The organism is Carnobacterium gallinarum DSM 4847 (assembly GCF_000744375.1).
Taxonomy (GTDB): domain Bacteria; phylum Bacillota; class Bacilli; order Lactobacillales; family Carnobacteriaceae; genus Carnobacterium; species Carnobacterium gallinarum.
Map to the genome: position 1 here is coordinate 680,485 of NZ_JQLU01000005.1, position 21,168 is coordinate 701,652.

13 protein-coding genes and 3 rRNA genes are annotated in these 21,168 nt (G+C 39.1%); all 16 read right to left on the reverse strand.

Translation table 11 applies throughout. The features are described from left to right. Positions 1 to 2 precede the first annotated feature (2 nt). The 16 genes from BR43_RS08100 to BR43_RS08175 all read right to left on the reverse strand — a co-directional run bounded on the left by BR43_RS08100 (position 3) and on the right by BR43_RS08175 (position 21,162). A complete protein-coding gene (locus tag BR43_RS08100) occupies positions 3 to 1,595 on the reverse strand; it encodes a type 2 periplasmic-binding domain-containing protein (protein WP_034560960.1) in 1,593 nt (530 codons plus the stop codon). 209 nt (positions 1,596 to 1,804) lie between these two features. Beyond that, positions 1,805 to 1,920: ribosomal RNA gene (rrf, locus tag BR43_RS08105) — 5S ribosomal RNA — on the reverse strand. A 225-nt stretch (positions 1,921 to 2,145) separates the two neighbouring features. Continuing rightward, positions 2,146 to 5,066 (reverse strand): 23S ribosomal RNA (locus BR43_RS08110). A gap of 362 nt (positions 5,067 to 5,428) precedes the next feature. Beyond that, positions 5,429 to 6,983, reverse strand: a 16S ribosomal RNA gene (locus BR43_RS08115). The 16S, 23S and 5S rRNA genes sit together here, the layout of an rRNA operon. 517 nt (positions 6,984 to 7,500) lie before the next feature. Continuing rightward, positions 7,501 to 9,000, reverse strand: coding sequence for a lysine--tRNA ligase (lysS, locus tag BR43_RS08120; protein WP_034560963.1), 1,500 nt, complete (start codon positions 8,998 to 9,000; stop codon positions 7,501 to 7,503). A gap of 195 nt (positions 9,001 to 9,195) precedes the next feature. After that, on the reverse strand, positions 9,196 to 10,191 hold the full coding sequence (gene dusB, locus BR43_RS08125) for a tRNA dihydrouridine synthase DusB (RefSeq protein ID WP_034560965.1): 996 nt from the start codon (positions 10,189 to 10,191) through the stop codon (positions 9,196 to 9,198). Between the two features lie 327 nt (positions 10,192 to 10,518). Next, positions 10,519 to 11,454, reverse strand: coding sequence for a cysteine synthase A (cysK, locus tag BR43_RS08130; RefSeq protein ID WP_034560968.1), 936 nt, complete (start codon positions 11,452 to 11,454; stop codon positions 10,519 to 10,521). A 186-nt stretch (positions 11,455 to 11,640) separates the two neighbouring features. Then, complete coding sequence (hslO, locus tag BR43_RS08135) at positions 11,641 to 12,525, reverse strand: Hsp33 family molecular chaperone HslO (protein WP_034560970.1); 885 nt, start codon at positions 12,523 to 12,525, stop codon at positions 11,641 to 11,643. Positions 12,526 to 12,648: 123 nt separating this feature from the next. Further along, a complete protein-coding gene (ftsH, locus tag BR43_RS08140) occupies positions 12,649 to 14,784 on the reverse strand; it encodes an ATP-dependent zinc metalloprotease FtsH (RefSeq protein ID WP_034560972.1) in 2,136 nt (711 codons plus the stop codon). Positions 14,785 to 14,891: 107 nt separating this feature from the next. Next, positions 14,892 to 15,437, reverse strand: a complete 546-nt coding sequence (gene hpt / locus BR43_RS08145; protein ID WP_157463976.1) for a hypoxanthine phosphoribosyltransferase — start codon at positions 15,435 to 15,437, stop codon at positions 14,892 to 14,894. 15 nt (positions 15,438 to 15,452) lie between these two features. After that, positions 15,453 to 16,868 (reverse strand): tRNA lysidine(34) synthetase TilS, encoded by a 1,416-nt coding sequence (gene tilS / locus BR43_RS08150; protein ID WP_034560976.1) that lies wholly within the window; start codon positions 16,866 to 16,868, stop codon positions 15,453 to 15,455. A 97-nt stretch (positions 16,869 to 16,965) separates the two neighbouring features. Next, positions 16,966 to 17,472 carry a S1 domain-containing RNA-binding protein gene (locus BR43_RS08155; RefSeq protein ID WP_034560977.1) on the reverse strand — a complete coding sequence of 169 codons (507 nt, stop codon included), beginning with the start codon at positions 17,470 to 17,472 and terminating at the stop codon, positions 16,966 to 16,968. 135 nt (positions 17,473 to 17,607) lie between these two features. Beyond that, positions 17,608 to 18,081: an FtsB family cell division protein gene (locus tag BR43_RS08160; protein ID WP_034560979.1), complete on the reverse strand. Its 474-nt coding sequence runs from the start codon at positions 18,079 to 18,081 to the stop codon at positions 17,608 to 17,610. A gap of 127 nt (positions 18,082 to 18,208) precedes the next feature. Further along, positions 18,209 to 18,484 carry an RNA-binding S4 domain-containing protein gene (locus BR43_RS08165; RefSeq protein ID WP_034560981.1) on the reverse strand — a complete coding sequence of 92 codons (276 nt, stop codon included), beginning with the start codon at positions 18,482 to 18,484 and terminating at the stop codon, positions 18,209 to 18,211. Further along, the gene (locus tag BR43_RS08170) at positions 18,481 to 19,542 is read right to left on the reverse strand and encodes a MazG nucleotide pyrophosphohydrolase domain-containing protein (RefSeq protein ID WP_034560983.1); all 1,062 of its coding nucleotides are present in this window, start codon (positions 19,540 to 19,542) and stop codon (positions 18,481 to 18,483) included. The genes BR43_RS08165 and BR43_RS08170 overlap by 4 nt, the downstream gene beginning before the upstream one ends. A 12-nt stretch (positions 19,543 to 19,554) precedes the next feature. Further along, entirely contained in the window at positions 19,555 to 21,162 is a 1,608-nt protein-coding gene (locus tag BR43_RS08175) for a putative polysaccharide biosynthesis protein (RefSeq protein WP_034560986.1), read from the reverse strand. Positions 21,163 to 21,168: the final 6 nt, after the last annotated feature.

Consider the following 21,168-nt stretch of genomic DNA (forward strand, 5'->3'; position numbering starts at 1 on the left):
ATTTATTTTTCCATTGCTGTCCGATAGCGATTATATTGCTCTTGTTTAATTTTCAAATACTCTTTACTCCCTAATTTTTCTAATTGATTCACGTACGTATCCCACTCTGAATCAATATCCGTTTTTCCAGTAATAAAGTTAACGCGCATTTGAGTAATATATTTGCCCATATCGTTTAAAATTGGTGTTACTTTATTCGCTTCCTCGTCTGTTGTCGGCAAATCACCAATTAGCTCTGGTATAAAATCATGAGAATGCGACGCATCATCTGCCCACTGCCAAGCCTCATCAATTGTTTGGTTCTTAGCATTAGCATTCACCTCATAGGAAGGTTCAACATACGGGTAACCACCACCATACACATTGTCAACCCATTGAAATGCACCTAATTGTACACCATCCTTATAATTTAGAATGTCATCTTTGTATACTTTTTTACCAGCCTTTTCTTCATAGGTAACGCCTTCTTTTCCCAGACTTCCTAAGATAATTCCTTCATCGCTGTACATATAATCAATCCATTTTAGTAATTTAGCTGGATTTTTATTGGCCTTTGTAAGCATCATTGCTGATGGGCTAGCTACTGGTGGATAAGCAACTGCTAAACGATCCCCATTTGGACCTTCCAAGGCTGTAATACCAACATAGTCTTGCTGATAATTGCCAAATTGAGCAGGTCCCGCTTCTGTGTAAGCGCCAATAACACCATTAGAACCATCGGCTAACCATTTTTCCTTCGTCACATTTCCGAAAGTTTGTTGATTAATTAAGCCATCATCATACAATTTCTTTTCATATTTTAAAACTTCCTTATACCTAGAGTCTGTCACCGTTAATTTCAATTCTTTTTCTTTTAAATAAAATAAAGCACTTGTAGAAAAATCTCCTCCATTGATTAAACCATATGCGCCCATAATCTGACGTTCCAATGTATTGCCAAAGCTATTCGTAGTATCATTGTACCAACCTTGTTCATCAGCGATGCCATTACCATTGGGATCTTCTGTTTTAAATCTTTTTAATACAGTATAAAATTCATCTAAATTAGTTGGTACCTTTGTCCCTAACTTATCTAACCAAACTTTATTAAAATAAAGCTTCTTTGTATTATCTTCTAAATTTAGATATGGTAATGAATATATATGTCCATCCGGTTGAGTCAAAGAAGCTTTAATTTCAGGATAGTCATCAAATATTTTTTGAATATTTGGTGCATTTTTAGCAATTAACTCTTCTAAAGGAATAAATAAACCTTGAGAACCATATTTTGCTATTTCTGAATTTGAAAAATTCATACCATAATAAGCATCTGGTTGATCTTTCGATGCCAATAATACATTTTTCTTTTCACTAATTGCTGCATCTGTAATTTCTTCAAAATTAACCTTAACTCCAGAATCCTTTTCACGCTCTTGCCACATCCATAACTCGTTAGCTGCTGGACGAACATCTTGAAATCCTCGACGAATAATATGAAAATCTGCATCTGCATTTTTTCCATTTCCTTTCTCTTTAGCCGAGCTACTACATCCACCTAAAATTACTACGCCTACCGCCAATCCAACAAATAAATACATCTTCATTCTTTTTTTCATCTGTTCATTCATCCTCCTATTTTTTGGAAACGTTTACTAAAAATAGTTTACAGGATAAACTTGCTTTTGTCTATACAATATTGATAAAAACATTACAAATATACCTATTTGTATTATTTGTATATACTCTTAAAGATAAAAAGAACTATTTTATACAAAAAAAAGAAGAACTATTTTTCAATAGTTCTTCTTTTACTTGAATCAATCTCGCGTGGCAACGTCCTACCCTCACAGGGGGAAACCCCCAACTACTCTCGGCGCTGAAAAGCTTAACTGCTGTGTTCGGCATGGGAACAGGTGTATCCTTCTCGCTATCGCCACCACACTTTTTTTTCGCCAACTTACGTTGCGACTCTTCGGCTGTTTCTTTCACTTTGCTTCTCATGTACATTAGTACATTCCGATGCTCGCTCAATTACATCCTCGATTCACTTGCAATTTGTTGAAAAAATGCTTTGCTGATTCATTATTTAATTGAAAGAAATTGTTCTCTCAAAACTGGTACTGTATTAAAGTAAGTTGTTCTGTTGCCTTCTTCACCGTTTCTTTCTTGGTTAAGTCCTCGACCGATTAGTATTGGTCCGCTCCATACATCGCTGTACTTCCACTTCCAACCTATCTACCTGATCATCTCTCAGGGGTCTTACTTGCCGAAGCAATGGGAAATCTCATCTCGAGGGGGGCTTCACGCTTAGATGCTTTCAGCGTTTATCCCTTCCACACATAGCTACCCAGCGATGCTCCTGGCGGAACAACTGGTACACCAGCGGTGTGTCCATCCCGGTCCTCTCGTACTAAGGACAGCTCCTCTCAAATTTCCTGCGCCCGCGACGGATAGGGACCGAACTGTCTCACGACGTTCTGAACCCAGCTCGCGTACCGCTTTAATGGGCGAACAGCCCAACCCTTGGGACCGACTACAGCCCCAGGATGCGATGAGCCGACATCGAGGTGCCAAACCTCCCCGTCGATGTGGACTCTTGGGGGAGATAAGCCTGTTATCCCCAGGGTAGCTTTTATCCGTTGAGCGATGGCCCTTCCATGCGGAACCACCGGATCACTAAGCCCGACTTTCGTCCCTGCTCGACTTGTAGGTCTCGCAGTCAAGCTCCCTTCTGCCTTTACACTCTACGAATGATTTCCAACCATTCTGAGGGAACCTTTGGGCGCCTCCGTTACTCTTTAGGAGGCGACCGCCCCAGTCAAACTGCCCGTCTGACACTGTCTCCCGCCACGATCAGTGGCGAGGGTTAGAGTGGTCATACAGCAAGGGTAGTATCCCACCAATGCCTCCATCAAAACTGGCGTCCTGATTTCTATGGCTCCTACCTATCCTGTACAAGCTGTACAAACACTCAATATCAAACTGCAGTAAAGCTCCATGGGGTCTTTCCGTCCTGTCGCGGGTAACCTGCATCTTCACAGGTACTATAATTTCACCGAGTCTCTCGTTGAGACAGTGCCCAGATCGTTACGCCTTTCGTGCGGGTCGGAACTTACCCGACAAGGAATTTCGCTACCTTAGGACCGTTATAGTTACGGCCGCCGTTTACTGGGGCTTCAATTCTGAGCTTCGCCGAAGCTAACCCATCCTCTTAACCTTCCAGCACCGGGCAGGCGTCAGCCCCTATACGTCATCTTACGATTTTGCAGAGACCTGTGTTTTTGATAAACAGTCGCCTGGGCCTATTCACTGCGGCTGACCAATTGGTCAGCACCCCTTCTCCCGAAGTTACGGGGTCATTTTGCCGAGTTCCTTAACGAGAGTTCTCTCGCACACCTTAGGATACTCTCCTCGACTACCTGTGTCGGTTTGCGGTACGGGCAATTTCTTTCTAACTAGAAGCTTTTCTTGGCAGTGTGACATCAGAAACTTCGGTACTTAAATTTCCCTCCCCATCACAACTTGTCCTTATAGTCGCAAGCATTTAACTCACGTCAAGACTTGTTGCTTAGACGCGCATATCCATCAGCGCGCTTTTCTTAGCCTACTGCGTCCCTCCATTGTTCAAACAAAAGAAACTGGTACAGGAATATCAACCTGTTGTCCATCGCCTACGCCTATCGGCCTCGGCTTAGGTCCCGACTAACCCTGGGAGGACGAGCCTTCCCCAGGAAACCTTAGTCATACGGTGGACGGGATTCTCACCCGTCTTTCGCTACTCATACCGGCATTCTCACTTCTAAGCGCTCCACCAGTCCTCACGGTCTAGCTTCGACGCCCTTAGAACGCTCTCCTACCATAGAACCAATGGTTCTATCCACAGCTTCGGTGTACTATTTAGCCCCGGTAAATTTTCGGCGCAGGGTCACTCGACTAGTGAGCTATTACGCACTCTTTAAATGATGGCTGCTTCTGAGCCAACATCCTAGTTGTCTAAGCAACCCCACATCCTTTTCCACTTAATAGTAACTTTGGGACCTTAGCTGGTGGTCTGGGCTGTTTCCCTTTCGACTACGGATCTTATCACTCGCAGTCTGACTCCCGGATATAAATCAATGGCATTCGGAGTTTATCTGAATTCGGTAACCCTAGAAGGGCCCCTAGTCCAAACAGTGGCTCTACCTCCATGATTCTTAATTCCGAGGCTAGCCCTAAAGCTATTTCGGAGAGAACCAGCTATCTCCAAGTTCGATTGGAATTTCTCCGCTACCCACACCTCATCCCCGCATTTTTCAACATACGTGGGTTCGGTCCTCCAGTGCGTATTACCGCACCTTCAACCTGGACATGGGTAGGTCACTTGGTTTCGGGTCTACGACCACATACTCATTCGCCCTATTCAGACTCGCTTTCGCTACGGCTCCGTCTTCTCAACTTAACCTCGCATGTAATCGTAACTCGCCGGTTCATTCTACAAAAGGCACGCTATCACCCATTAACGGGCTCTAACTATTTGTAAGCACACGGTTTCAGGTACTCTTTCACTCCCCTTCCGGGGTTCTTTTCACCTTTCCCTCACGGTACTGGTTCACTATCGGTCACTAAGGAGTATTTAGCCTTGCGGGATGGTCCCCGCGGATTCCGACGGAATTTCTCGTGTTCCGCCGTACTCAGGATACACAACAGAGTGAACTTTGTTTCAAATACGGGGCTTTTACCCTCTTCGGCAGACCTTTCCAGGTCATTTCTTCTACAAAACTCATTTATGACTCTTAATGTCGTGTCCTACAACCCCAACAAGCAAGCTTGTTGGTTTGGGCTCTTCCCGTTTCGCTCGCCGCTACTCAGGGAATCGAATTTTCTTTCTCTTCCTGCAGGTACTTAGATGTTTCAGTTCTCTGCGTCTACCTCTACTAGCCTATGTATTCAGCTAGCAGTAACATTCTATAAAAAATGCTGGGTTCCCCCATTCGGAAATCTTTGGATCAAAGCTTACTTACAGCTCCCCAAAGCATATCGGAGTTAGTCCCGTCCTTCATCGGCTCTTAGTGCCAAGGCATCCACCGTGCGCCCTTATTAACTTAACCTTATTTGTTGGTACTGCTTCAGTCTTCATCGTCTTGTTCTTTCATTCACTTCTTACGTACGTTAGTACGCTTCGAGGCTCATTGCAGTTCAATCCTAGAATTCTGTTGCATTCCTGCACAAATAGTTTGTGTGGAAGGTTTTATTGCTAAAACAATCCTGTTAGTTAATGTTTATTCATTATCTTACGATAAGAACTAATTAAAAAACTCATTTAAAACGCGGTGTTTCTCGGTTTCTTACTTAACTTACTTTTTTAATACAGTATCCAGTTTTCAAAGAACAAGTTTCTATCTTGAGAAGTTAGACCTCTCAAAACTGAACAAAATAAAGACGAATGTGTTGGGTTCCGTTAATTCCTTAGAAAGGAGGTGATCCAGCCGCACCTTCCGATACGGCTACCTTGTTACGACTTCACCCCAATTATCTATCCCACCTTAGACGGCTGGCTCCTAAAAGGTTACCTCACCGGCTTCGGGTGTTACAAACTCTCGTGGTGTGACGGGCGGTGTGTACAAGACCCGGGAACGTATTCACCGCGGCGTTCTGATCCGCGATTACTAGCGATTCCGGCTTCATGTAGGCGAGTTGCAGCCTACAATCCGAACTGAGAATGGCTTTAAGAGATTAGCTTGGCCTCGCGACCTTGCGACTCGTTGTACCATCCATTGTAGCACGTGTGTAGCCCAGGTCATAAGGGGCATGATGATTTGACGTCATCCCCACCTTCCTCCGGTTTGTCACCGGCAGTCTTGCTAGAGTGCCCAACTGAATGCTGGCAACTAACAATAAGGGTTGCGCTCGTTGCGGGACTTAACCCAACATCTCACGACACGAGCTGACGACAACCATGCACCACCTGTCACTTTGTCCCCGAAGGGAAAGTTCTGTCTCCAGAATGGTCAAAGGATGTCAAGACCTGGTAAGGTTCTTCGCGTTGCTTCGAATTAAACCACATGCTCCACCGCTTGTGCGGGTCCCCGTCAATTCCTTTGAGTTTCAACCTTGCGGTCGTACTCCCCAGGCGGAGTGCTTAATGCGTTAGCTGCAGCACTGAAGGGCGGAAACCCTCCAACACTTAGCACTCATCGTTTACGGCGTGGACTACCAGGGTATCTAATCCTGTTTGCTCCCCACGCTTTCGAGCCTCAGCGTCAGTTACAGACCAGAGAGTCGCCTTCGCCACTGGTGTTCCTCCACATATCTACGCATTTCACCGCTACACGTGGAATTCCACTCTCCTCTTCTGCACTCAAGTTCTCCAGTTTCCAATGACCCTCCCCGGTTGAGCCGGGGGCTTTCACATCAGACTTAAAGAACCGCCTGCGCTCGCTTTACGCCCAATAAATCCGGACAACGCTTGCCACCTACGTATTACCGCGGCTGCTGGCACGTAGTTAGCCGTGGCTTTCTGGTTAAATACCGTCAGGGGATGAGCAGTTACTCTCATCCTTATTCTTCTTTAACAACAGAGTTTTACGATCCGAAAACCTTCTTCACTCACGCGGCGTTGCTCCGTCAGACTTTCGTCCATTGCGGAAGATTCCCTACTGCTGCCTCCCGTAGGAGTCTGGGCCGTGTCTCAGTCCCAGTGTGGCCGATCACCCTCTCAGGTCGGCTACGTATCATTGCCTTGGTGAGCCATTACCTCACCAACTAGCTAATACGCCGCGGGTCCATCCATAAGTGGTAGCCGAAGCCACCTTTCCTTCAAAAATCATGCGATTCCTGAAACTATGCGGTATTAGCATCCGTTTCCGAATGTTATCCCCCTCTTATGGGCAGGTTACCCACGTGTTACTCACCCGTCCGCCACTCACTTGGTTAGAAAGCAAGCTTTCCAACTTCGTGCGTTCGACTTGCATGTATTAGGCACGCCGCCAGCGTTCGTCCTGAGCCAGGATCAAACTCTCATATAAAAGTATGATTAAGACCGAAGTCTTATGCTCATTTTTTGACTTGCTAGCGAATATTTATTCACTTTTTTGTTTGTTCGCTTCAACCTTGTTGAAGCTCCCTACACATTTGGTTCGTCTTACTTTGTTCAGTTTTCAAAGGTCTAATTTGTTTCGTTTGTTGTTTTGACAACTTCTAAATATTAACACATGGTCAATTCGTTGTCAACAACTTTTTTAAATTTCTTTTTCTTCAAAACGTTGTGACGTCTTGAGGACATGTATAAATATAACAGCTATAGCAAGATTCGTCAACACTTTTTGGTAAATAAATTAATTTAATTTATTTACCTGAATATTAACTTTCAATTGTTTCTTCTACTACGCTTTCAGCTTCTAAAAACGAACGAAAACTCTTCGGATTTCATTTTCGTCTGTTTTTATATTTATGCATTTTATTTTGTATATTCATTTTAGTTAAATGATAAATAAAAAACTAGCTAAATCAGAAAAAATACTGAATTAACTAGTTAAAATTTGGTTAATGATTACGCATTGTTGGAAATAATAGAACATCACGGATAGCAGCAGCATCAGTTAACAACATAACTAAACGATCTACTCCAATTCCTAAACCACCTGTTGGCGGCATACCGTATTCTAAAGCTTCTAAGAAATCTTCATCTAATTGATGTGCTTCATCATTTCCATCAGCACGTTCTTTCATTTGTGCTTCAAAGCGTTGTCTTTGATCAATTGGGTCATTTAATTCGGTAAAGGCATTCGCATATTCGTTTCCTACTATAAATAGTTCAAATCGATCCGTAAAACGTCCATCTTCAGGATTTTTCTTCGCTAATGGAGAAATTTCCACGGGGTGACCAAAAATAAAGGTTGGTTGAATTAGTTTTTCTTCTACGAAAACTTCAAAGAATTCATTTACAACATGTCCATATTGCATATGCTCAGTAATTGGAACATTGTGTTCTTTAGCAAGTGCACGTGCGTCTTCATCAGACATGACTGGCCAAAAATTTACTCCTGAGTATTCTTTAATAGCATCCAACATGTGCTGACGTTTCCATTGAGTGTCTAAATCAACTGCCACTCCACCATATGTGATTTTGCCAGTTCCTAATACACGATTAGCAGCTGTTTGGATAATACCTTCTGTTAAATCCATAACATCTTCATAGTCTGTATAGGCTGTATACACTTCTAGCATTGTAAATTCTGGATTGTGAGTAGTATCTACTCCTTCATTACGGAAAACACGACCTAATTCGTAAACTTTCTCCATTCCACCTACAATTAGACGTTTCAAATGTAATTCTAGTGCAATACGCAAGTATAAATCCATATCTAAAGCATTATGGTGTGTAATAAACGGACGAGCCGCTGCTCCACCAGCAATATTGTGTAGGGTTGGTGTTTCTACTTCTAAATAGTCTTGTTCATTTAAATAGTTACGGATTTCTTTGATGATTTGACTACGTTTTGTAAAACGATCAAAGCTTTCTTTGTTACTAATTAAATCTAAATAACGTTGACGGTAACGTTGTTCAATATTTGTTAAGCCGTGGTATTTATCAGGCAATGGACGTAATGCTTTTGAAAGTTGAGTTAATGAAGTTGGTTTAATTGTTACTTCACCAGTATCAGTTTTCATGACATCGCCAGTTACTCCGATGAAGTCACCTAGATCGGCATTTTTAAAAATTTCATAATCTTCTTCTCCAACAGTATCTTTACGAACATAGATTTGGATTTGACCTTTACGATCTTGTAAATGAGCAAATCCTACTTTACCTTTGCCACGTTTTGTCATCATACGACCAGCAACCGTTGCTGTTTCTTTCTTCTCTAACAATTCTTCTTTTGTGAATTCATCGTAGGCTGCATGTAATTCGTTAGACAAATGCGTTCTTTCAAAACGTTGACCAAATGGATCAATGCCTTTTTCATGTAAATGGTCTAATTTTTCACGACGAACCTGTAATTGATCGTTTAATTCTTCTTGTTGATTTGTTTCGTTACTCATTTCTACCGCTCCATTTCTACTTGATTATAATCTCTGAATTCTAACTTTCGTTAAATGATTGCCTTAATAATTGCTTTAATTCAGTATTTTTCTCAATGAGTTTAATTTTTCTTTCATCACTCTTAATAATGCCAATATAATCAAAAAAAAGCAAGGAATTTTAACGGATTTCGCCATTACATCCTCACTTTCTAATTATTTTGCTAGTTTCATTTCACGTTCTTCTGTTGCATCCACGAAGTCATCTAAAATTTGCGCCATTTCTTCTGGGCGTGTTGCTTGATTTACAGCTACTTTAGTTTTAGCAGCACGAGAAATTCCTTTTAAGTAGTAAGCAGCATGTTGACGAAACTCTCTTGTTGCTAACATTTCACCTTTTAAATCAACTAAACGTTCTAAATGAAGTTTGGCTGTTTGAATTTTTTCTCTAGCTGATGGTTCTGGAAGTAAGATTCCTGTTTCTAAATAGTGTTTTGTTTGATAAATCATCCAAGGATTTCCTAATGCTGCACGACCAATCATTACTCCATCGGCTCCAACTTCATCAAGCATTCGTTTAGCATCCATCGGAGTACGGACATCCCCATTTCCCATAAACGGAATAGTTAAAGCTTGTTTGACTTCACGCAAAACAGACCAATCAGCCTCGCCTTCGTACATTTGTACTCTTGTTCTACCGTGCATCGCAACGGCTCCAGCTCCAGCACGTTCAGCTGCTAAAGCATTTTCAACTGCGAAGACATGATCTAAGTCCCAACCAATACGCATTTTAACAGTTACTGGAATTTTAACTGCATCTGCCACTGCTGCAACCATTTCATAGACTTTATTTGGATCTAGCAACCATTTAGCACCTGCTTCCGCTTTGATAACTTTGCTAACTGGACACCCCATATTAATATCGATAATTGCTGCTTGAGTATTTGCTTCGACAAATTTAGCGGCTTCAACTAAGGTTGCTTTATCCCCACCAAAGATTTGTACACTTAAGGGATATTCAGTTTCTTCTATATGAAGCATGTCTAACGTCTTCTTATTTCTTTGTTGGATACCTTTGTCACTAATCATCTCGCAGACAACCAGCCCCGCACCAAATTCTTTAACTGTTACACGAAAGGCTGCATTACTAATTCCAGCCATGGGCGCAACAACTACTTGGTTATCAATCTCAACATCTCCAATTTTCCACATGTCTTGTTCCTCGTTTCTATATGATATCTTATGACTACTACTTATTCTTAAGCAGAGATTTTTTTATTGGTTTATCATTTGGTTCAATATGATATATAATAGCACAATTCACAACGGTGTAAAACATTCTTGTTTTGATTTTATTCTATAGTTAAAGAATAACGAATCGTTTGTAAAGACTTAGTATTTCTGCAAATAAAAATAGGTTAAGAAAAAAGCATTTACCCCTGTTTACAAAGGGATTGCTTTTATCTCAACCTTTATAGAAGCTTATAGCATGAAACAAAACGGATTTTTAGTTTGGCCCCAGGCTATAAGTTTTGATTCTTATTCACCTTCAACTGTTGGATAAAGTGCTGTTGATAGATAACGTTCGCCATTATCAGGCACAACTGCTAAAACTTTTTTCCCTTTACCTAATTTTTTGGCAACTTCAATTGCGCCTTTGATCGCTGCACCAGATGAAATCCCTACTAGAATCCCTTCTTTTGCGGCTACTTCACGAGCAGTTTCAATCGCATCGTCACTTGTTACTTCTATAATACCATCATAAACTTTAGTATCTAAGACTGCTGGTACAAAACCTGCCCCAATTCCTTGGATTTTATGAGGACTTGGCGAACCACCTGCTAAAACTGGTGATTCAGCTGGTTCTAATGCATAAACTAAGATTTCTGGATTTGCCGCTTTAAGAACATGACCCACACCTGTCAAGGTTCCACCTGTTCCAACACCAGAAACAAATGCATCAGGACCTTTTCCATCAAACGCTTCTAAAATTTCTGGACCGGTCGTTGCTTCATGAACTGCTGGATTTGCCAAATTATCAAATTGTCTTGGCATAAAGAAACCATCCTGACTTGCTAGTTCGTTAGCTTTTGCAATGGCTCCTTTCATCCCGTCTTTACCCGGAGTTAAAATCACAGTTGCTCCATAGGCTCTTAAAATCTTACGTCGTTCTATGCTCATAGTTTCAGGCATCACAAAAATTGCTGGATAATTTTTTGCAGCAGCTACCATTGCCAAGCCAATACCAGTATTTCCACTAGTCGCTTCTACAATGGTTCCACCTGGTTTTAATATGCCTTCTTCTTCAGCAACTTCAATCATATTTAAGGCAATCCGATCTTTTACACTGCTACCTGCATTGAAAAACTCTAATTTCACATATACATCTGCTGCACCTTCTGGAACAACACGATTTAGTTTCACAATTGGTGTTTCTCCAATTAACTCTGTGACTGACGATACGATTTTTACCATTCTTTTTCCTCCTCAAATTTTAGTTGAATTATGGCTATTTATTTGCATTGATTGGTTAAATTTAAATAGAGTAGCTTTGCTTTTAATTTTAGGAATCTTACTTACTTTTGTCAAGTAAAAGCATTATACTTATGAGCTTTTAGTAAATAAAAAAAGCCAGATTTCCACCTGACTTCTTCCTTTAGTTTAAGCTTCTGCCACAATCTTTAACTCTGCTAAATCAACTTCACTATAATGATAGCTATTGCCACAGAAATGACAGTTTGCTTCAGCACCATGATCTTCATCAATCATTGCTTGGATTTCAGTTGCTCCAAGTGTGATAATCGCATCAGCAAAGCGTTCTTTTGAACAATCACATTTAAAACTAATTGGCATTTTTTCAAGAATCTTCACATTCTCTTCGCCACCTAATAAACGATATAGAATTTCTTCTGGTTGTTCTCCTTGCTCCATTAATCTTGAAACTAATGGAATTTCAGCAATATTTTTTTCAATTGCATCTAAAGTTTCATCAGTTGCTCCTGGCATAACTTGAATCATAAAGCCACCTGCTGCTTTAATTGAGTCATCTGTGTCAACTAGAACACTAAGACCAATCGCTGATGGTACTTGCTCTGAATTCGCCATATAGTACGTGAAGTCTTCTCCTAGTTCACCACTTACTAGAGGAACTTGTCCTGAAAAAGCTTCTTTCATTCCAATGTCTTTTGTAACGGTTAATGAGCCTTGTGTTCCAACAGCGCCACGCACATCGATTTTACCAACAGCATTTAAAGGCAATTGAACTTTAGGATTTGCAATATACCCTTTTGTCTCACCTTTGGCGTTACTGTCAACGATGATATGACCTACAGGACCATCTCCATCGACTTTGACGGTCATCTTGTCGTCACCCTTCATAGTTGCACCTAATAATAAAGCGCCAACCATTGTTCGACCTAGAGCTGCGGAAGCCGCACTCCATGTATCATGTCTTTTTTGAGCTTCGCTAACAGTTTCTGTTGCACAAACTGCATAAGCTCTAATTTGTCCATCGTAACAAACGCTTTTCAATAAATAATCTGACATTTTTCGCACCTCTTTTTTAGTTTCATATTAAAGAAGGAAGGGATACAACAGCAAGTGTTGTATCCCTCTTCTTGTATCTGTTTAGTTCATTCTTATTTGTAGCAAGTAGAAGAGTAAGCTTGATTATTCAGATTTGTCGTCTTCAGCTTTTTCTTCTTTGATTTCTTCACTTGCTTCTTCAGCTTTTGTTTTTTCTTGAAGTTCAGCTTCTGTTTCGGCAATTTTTTTAGCTTTCACTTCGGCTTCTTCCTCTTTTAATTTTTCAGCTTCTTTAGCTTCTAACGCTTTTTTTGCTTCTTCAAAGCTTGCGCCACCGTCTTCACGAGGATAATCTTCAGTCACTGTTTTCACAGGCATTTCACCTGTTTCAAACAAGCTCTTAATTGTTTTCTCGTCTAATGTTTCTAATTCTAGAAGTTTTTCAGCAATTAATTGATGTTCTGCTTTATGTTCTTCTAGGATACGACGAGCTTCTTTATGAGCATCTGTTAAGATCTTGCGTACTTCTTTATCGATTTCATAAGCGACTTGCTCAGAGTAAGCTTTTGTTTGTCCATAATCACGACCAACAAAGACTTGGTGATTTCCTTCATATTGAACTGGGCCTAATGCATCGCTCATTCCATATTCAGTCACCATACTACGAGCTAAACCAGTTGCTTGTTCAAAGTCATTACTTGCTCCAGTTGATTGAACATCGAAGATCATTTCTTCTGCTGTCCGTCCACCTAAAAGCCCAACGATTTGTTCAAACATTTCTGTTTTAGTCATTAAGAAACGATCTTCTTTAGGAAGCATGATTGCATATCCACCAGCACGGCCACGAGGTACGATTGTTACTTTGTGTACAACGCGTGCATCACTTAGAACCATCCCAACAATTGTATGTCCGGCTTCATGGTATGCTACCATTTCACGTTCTTTTTTACTAATTGCACGATCTCGTTTAGCCGGACCTGCAATAACTCGGTCTTGAGCTTCATCAACATCTAGTGCATCAATTTTTGTTTTATTACGACGAGCTGCTACTAATGCCGCTTCGTTTAAGACATTTTCTAAATCAGCACCGGCAAAGCCTGGTGTTTGTTGTGCTACAACTTTTAAATCAACATCTGCTGCTAAAGGTTTGTTGCGTGCATGAACTTTAAGAATCGCTTCACGACCTTTAACATCTGGACGACCCACTAAGATTTGACGGTCAAAACGACCTGGACGAAGTAAGGCTGGATCTAATACGTCTGAACGGTTTGTTGCAGCAATGATAATCACGCCTTCATTTCCGCTAAATCCATCCATCTCAACAAGCAATTGGTTCAGTGTTTGTTCACGTTCGTCGTGTCCGCCACCCATACCTGCGCCACGTTGACGACCCACTGCATCGATTTCATCGATAAAGATAATCGCTGGTGCATTTTTCTTCGCAGTCTCAAATAAATCACGTACACGGCTTGCACCGACCCCAACAAACATCTCTACGAAATCTGAACCTGAGATAGAATAGAATGGTACGCCAGCTTCACCAGCTACGGCTTTTGCTAATAATGTTTTACCAGTTCCGGGAGGTCCTTCAAGAAGTACTCCTGCTGGAATTCTAGCTCCTAAAGCGATAAAGCGTCTTGGATCTTTTAAGAATTCAACCACTTCAACTAGTTCTTGTTTTTCTTCCTCAGCACCTGCTACATCAGAGAAACGAACTTTATTGGCTTTATTATCTGCTTCTTTAGCTTTTGATTTACCAAAGTTCATGACTCCACGACCACCGCCGCCTTGTCCACCTTGACTTTGACCCATCATTAGATAGAATAATAAAACTAAAACTAGAATTGGGGCAAATGAAATTAATAGACTTAACCAGAAGCCCATTGTTGCTTCTTCCAGAGGTGTCATAGTAATTTTATTGCTTTGTGCTGCTTCAGTAATTTGGCTAACTGTTGAATCGTTAGCTAAAACTGCTGTTGTAAAGTTTTTAGTTTCAGCATTTTTGTTGGAACCAAATAAACTAAATCCTGTTCCAGCAGAACTGTCCTTCACTTTTTGTGCTTTACGATATTCCCCAGTGATTTTGTATACTCCACCACTTGGTTGGATACTGAATTCTTTGATTTCATCTTCTTTTAATTGTTTAACAAATTCACTTGCTGGAATTTCGCTACTTTGTGAGCTTGATGAGCCACTTCCTGCCCAAGATACAATCCCAATAATCCCTAAGAAAACAATCGCATAGAAGATGCCGTTTTTAAAGAGTCCGTTCTTCTTCATATTCGCCCTCCTTCTACAAATGAGCTATCTCACTGTATGGTTATTTTTTATTTACTAACTTATTTTAATTCCCAATAATCATAACATATTTGACCTTCATTGACCATTTATTTATCTTGATAAATTTCAGGTTTTAAAATACCGATATACGGTAAGTTACGATATCTTTCTGCGTAGTCTAAACCATATCCTACAACAAATTCATTGGGTACTAGGAAACCTACATAATCTGCATCCATGTCAACTGCACGTCCTTCTGGTTTATCCAGTAGCGTTACAATTTTAACTGATTTAGCTTGACGATATTTGAATAAATCTACCAAATAAGCCAACGTTCTGCCACTGTCGATAATATCTTCAACAATTAGGAGGTCACGCCCAGCTACGTTTGTATCTAAATCCTTAATAATCTTCACTTCGCCTGAAGAAACTGTTTCATTACCATAACTAGAAACATCCATAAAGTCCATTTCTAAATAAGTATCAATTTCTTTTACGATGTCAGACATAAAGAAGGTTGCTCCTTTTAAAACACCGATTACTAAAGGATTTTTCCCACGATATTCTTCGGTTAAAATCTTGCCTAATTCAGCAGTTTTTGTTGCTAACTCTTCTCTCGAAAAAAGAACACGTTCAATATCATTTTGCATAATCTAATTTTCTCCTTTTCAATACAGCTCATTTTTTTGGTAAACGAGTATGTATTGTATTTTATCAGTTTCTTCTTCAATAGACAATTGTGATTCCTTATATTTTATTAGCCAAAGAATTTTCCCAGCAGAATCTTGAACTAAATAGGCTTCATCTCGGTCTTTTAAAGAAATTTTTTGATCTATTAAAATATCCTTAATTTTTTTAGTTCTTGTTATTTTTCCTTTTAATGTCATTCGATCACCATTTTGACGATGACGAACTTCTAAAGGTAAGTTTAGTTTAGCTGGGTCTAGCCAAATCTTTGAGATAGTTGATTTTGTTAGGTCAAGATCAATCGTTTTAGTTGTAAAAAGACCAATTTGATCCCCATTTGGTAAGGTTTGCATTTCATTTAAGCTCAATATCCTGTTGTGAGAATCTGATTGTATTTCATCTTGCAACTCACAAGTAAGGGTTAATTGGTTGTATTCTTTTATTGCCTGCCATTCTTTTGATAATTGAAGGCGGCCATTAGGTTTAGGATTTATAATTAAATCTAGCACTTGTTGAACATGGCTTCGCTGGAAGGAAAATGATTGTTCTTCCATTAATTGAATAAACAATTGATTGAGTAGTTGAGATTGCAATGCTAACTCATATTCCTTAAATTGTTGCAAATCTAGTTGAACTTTATTTGACTGCATGGTCGTCACAACTTTTGTTAAGGCTGTTTGAATGATTGGTTGAGCAAGAGTCAATAGATCATCCAGATCTTTAGAAAATGCTAGGAAATGAGTTAAGATTTTAGGGTTCTCATTTTTCAATAAAGGAATAATTTGACTACGATAACGATTTCTCGTATAAACTAAACTGTGATTGGTCTCATCTTCATAGTATGGAACTTGATAAATGCGACTATATTCTACCAAATCTGCTTTACTAAATTCTAATAATGGTCGAAAAATGATTCGTTGCTCATCATCAAATGACCGTTGCATCTTAATTCCTGTTAGACCAGACAAATGACTGCCTCGTACAAGACGCATTAAAATAGTTTCCAACTGATCATCACCATGATGCGCTGTCACCAACTGACTGAAACCTTGGTCTGCCATGATTTCCTGAAAAAAAGTATACCTTATAGTTCGTGCGGCTACTTCAATTCCCGTTTTTGGATGTTGAGCTTGCTCCCATTTTTTACTATAGAAAGGAATAGTTTTTTCTTGGCAATAGTTTCGTAAAAATTCTTCTTCTTCATCTGATGCTGTTCTTAGTTGATGATTCACATGAGCTACACTAAACTGTGGTTTAAGTTCTGCAGGCAAACGAGTCATTAAATCTAACAAAACCATTGAATCTACGCCACCTGATACAGCTAAAAGAATCTGAGAAGTTGGTTCCCAATAGTGATATTTTTCGCAGTTTTTTAAAAATTGCATTTTGATATCCATTAGGCTTCGCTCTCCTAACTAAGCTTTTATTGTTTTTCTGTTAAAAATCGAATCACAACATAAAAAAGGATAAGTTTCCTTATCCTTATCATCCATTTTAGCTACGGCGTCCGCCGCGTCCGCCACGTTTGCCTTCAGTGTTACGTTTTAATGAAGTTAAACGATCGTCACTATCTTTTATAAACGAGCTCATTAATGAATCAAAATCCTCTTTTTTAGGTGGTTCATTACGAGTATTTCGATTGTTTCGTTGATTTTGGTAACCGCCACTACGAGCATTGTCGCGTCCACCACCACTGCTGCCTTCACGACGTCCTTGATATCCACCAGAACTTTCACGGCGAGGGGGTGTTCCCTCAGAAGCAGGTTTGTCCACAGCACGACGAATTGAAAGACCAATTTTACCGTCATCTCCAATTGACATTACTTTGACTAAAACTTCATCTCCAACTTTTAAAACATCTTTAATGTCCTTAATGAAGGTATCGGATACTTCACTGATATGAACTAATCCAGTTTTACCTTCACCTAAATCAATAAATGCACCAAAATTTGTAATACCTGATACTTTTCCTGAGATTTTACTTCCTACTTCAATTGACATAAAAAATATGTTCCTCCTTAAAACTTGTATGCTTATTATAGCATGTCGCGAGTAGACTTAAAACGACTATTTACGTAAATTAACAAATAATTCTAAAAAAAGTTATTTTCACTTAAATTCTCGATTTTATTCTTCTTATTCACTACTTGATTCTTGACTGGAATCTTTTTTATCTGAAGACGTATTTTGAGTGTCATCTAATTTTTTCTTTGCTTCTTCTAGTTTTTTTGAAGCTGAGTCATCAGCAAAATTAAAAATAAGTTCGCCCTCTTTTGATAAATCATATTGACCACGTGCAAGTTTTTCAATATAGCTTTCATCTTTTAATTGTTTAATCTGGTTATTTAATATCCGTTGATCAGCTTGGGTCTTCTTCAAGTCTTGTTCAGCATGAACTTCTTTGACATTCATACTAGCAATTTCTTTTTGATTAAGAGCTATTTTAAAAACAAGTCCCCCAATAAGTAACACACTCACAATAAACAGAACTGATATTCGGCGACGAGCATTACGTTTACTTTTTTTCTCACGATGGGATTGCAGGTTTTTTTCTTGAGTATAATCGTTAGGAAAATTCGTAATATTTGTATTGTTTCGTTTTTTATTCATAAACTAACTCGCTCCTTATCTCATTTCTATTTACTATTTCGCTAGTATCCTTACAGACGAATTATCTTTATGATACAAGATTTAATCTAGTTTGTCCACGGACTACCTAGAATTCTGCTCTGAATTTTTAGTTCTCATTCTGAGGATCATTTTTATAGGTTTCACTGATAATGGTATACATATGTGCCGCTTCATCTTTTTTAGTTGTCTCAATGATACGATCAATTTTTACAACTAGCGTTTTATTTCCAAAGGCAATACTTAATTCATCGCCTAATTTTACATCTGTTGATGATTTGGCTGTAATCCCATTGACTTGAATCCGACCTTTGTCTGCCACTTCTTTCGCTACAGTACGGCGTTTAATAATGCGAGAAACTTTTAAAAATTTGTCTAATCTCATTGGTTATTCCTCTTCTCTTCTGCTTTTATTTTTTGCCATAAGGCATCTACTTCTTCAATTGAGTCAACTTTAATGCCGTCAAATACATGAGGATGACGACGACGTAGTTTGCGGTTCAGCGTTTCTAACACGTCCTCAAAAGTGAAATAACCTGTCCGCTCTCCGTAACCAGTTTGATATAAGACGTGCATTAAAACATCTCCTAGTTCTTCAATAATGTTATCAATATCTTCATTTTCAATTGCAGCCATTAGCTCTGCTGTTTCTTCTTGTAAATAAGGAATCAACGTTTTATCTGTTTGTTCTAACACCCAAATATCGCCTGTTTCACCATTAATCGCATCTGCATACGTTTGTGTTGTTGCAAAGGATTTGATGCGTTGATCCAGTTCTAAAGGTGGAACATAGAGAGAAGTTAAATTATGAACACCTTCCATCCGATCGATTTCATACAATGCCAACCATTCAATGACTTCGTCTTGGCTACCGGCACTATGAACAAGGGCAACTTGATGTTCGTCTGGATAAATTTCCATTAAAGTTAATTTTACATCACTGGCTACATAGTCATTAAATACTTGCATGACAATCACATGTTGCGAAGTTTGAATCTGATCTTGTTGTAAATCCAAGGCATCTAATAGTTGAAACCCTTCAACTGGATCGATTTTGACTGCTTGAAAGAAATCATCTAAAAAGCTTTTTCCACCTTTAATCTCAATTGTAATTCCCACTTGGTTCTCCAAAAGTAATTGAACAGATTTCTCCGCAACCATCGGATGCCCTGGAACTGCATAAATAATATCTGTTGAACTATTTTCCACCAAAGTTAGTAGCTCTGCAACAATCGTTTCATAGACTGTTTCAAATTGTTTATTCGCTTCATAAACTTGATCAAAATCATAAAAATCCAAACCTTCTGCTTCTAAAGCTGGTACAACTGGATGTAATTTAGTTCGTAAATAGATTGGCAATCCTTTTTTTAGCAATTGATACACGCCAAAAGGCAGTTGTGCTAAATCTCCTGGGCCTAATCCTACAACAAGTATTTTCCCCATCTTATTCTCCTTTTATACTTTCTTTGTTAAACGCAATATTTTTTTACCAAATGGCATATACAGCCATTCTCTTAATGTAAATAATTTAACTTTTAAAATCAGCCAAATAAAGAGCGGTACACCTACACTGATGCCTAGCAAAATTACAACAAGCGCACCTAAACGCGTTGCAGCAAAAGGCAAAAGGCTGATCCCTATCACAACTAACGTTACTACAAAAATCATCATCCAACAACAAACAATTAATTTTATTGCAAAACCATTATGAAATAAACTTCCTTTGAGTTTATTTGGCATCGCAAGCCATAGAACGACTAAAATTCCAGCTAAACTCAGTACCGTTGCAATACTCGCACCCATTGTACCAAATGGATAAATAAATAATAAATTAAAGCCCCATTTTAATAGTAATCCTATTATTAAAGCAATGATAGCAATTTTATGTTGTGTTCGACTTTGTAAAATAGCATTGTAAGCCCCAATCATTGAAGCAAAAATAATCGATAAAATATAAATACTTAAAACGACATTTCCTTCTCGATCACCAAATAATAAATCATTGATAAATGGCATTAATGTTAACATTCCCGCTGTTGCCACCATTGCAAAAGCAGTGGTAATTCGTAATAAAGAACTTGCCGTTTGGTAGAATTCTTTTTCTTTGCGATTGATAAAATTCTTCGTTAGCATTGGAATTAAGCTCGAAGCAAAACCTGCTCCAACTACCATTCCTAATTGAACTAAAGGTTGACCACGATCATAGATTCCCTTTAAATTCTTCGCTTCATCAATTAAAATCCCAGCATCTGTTAAGCTTTTAAATAATGTAAATGAGTCAATCAGTTGCAGCAAAATTAACAAGGCACTTAAGATGCAAATAGCCGACCCTTCTGTAAGAAAACGCCAAAATAGATTTAGATAGCTCGGCGGTTCCTCAACAGGCTGATTGGTTAATAAGATTTCTTCATTTAATAATACTTGATTGCGATTTTTCCCATAATAGTAATAGCCCATGACCGCTAAGGCTGCTATGCCAGCAATCCAAGCGCTGTTCATTGCCATTGCTCCCATTTGATAATCAGACCAACCAAGCTTTAAAAAGAGGGTAGCAGCAATCAAAATGACGGCAACTCGCACAATTTGCTCAACTACTTGAGAAATTGCTGTCGGAATCATATTCCCAATTCCTTGAAAATAACCGCGCCAAATAACTAAAAACGGCATGCAAAGAAACATCCATGAAACAGCTTGAACAATCGGAGTCAAATGAAGATCTCCCATTGCATGAGCAATTTGACTAGCAAAAAAGAATACACCTAGAAATAAAACAACTGAAAAACAGCTTAGTATAATAAACGTCCGTTTTAATAGAATCTTTCGTTGATTAGGTTGTCTAGTTTCCGCTACTAATTTTGATAAAAAAACAGGGAAGCCTGACAAAGCAAATGTCATTCCTAAACCATAAATAGGATAGACTTGTTGATACACATAAAATCCTGTATTGCCTACCATATTTTGGAATGGAACTCGATAAACTGCACTTAAAATTTTCGCAATTAGGGCTGCAATAGATAGAATTACAGCACCTTTCATGGTTTGCTTCATTTGCTTATTCTCCAAAAGCCT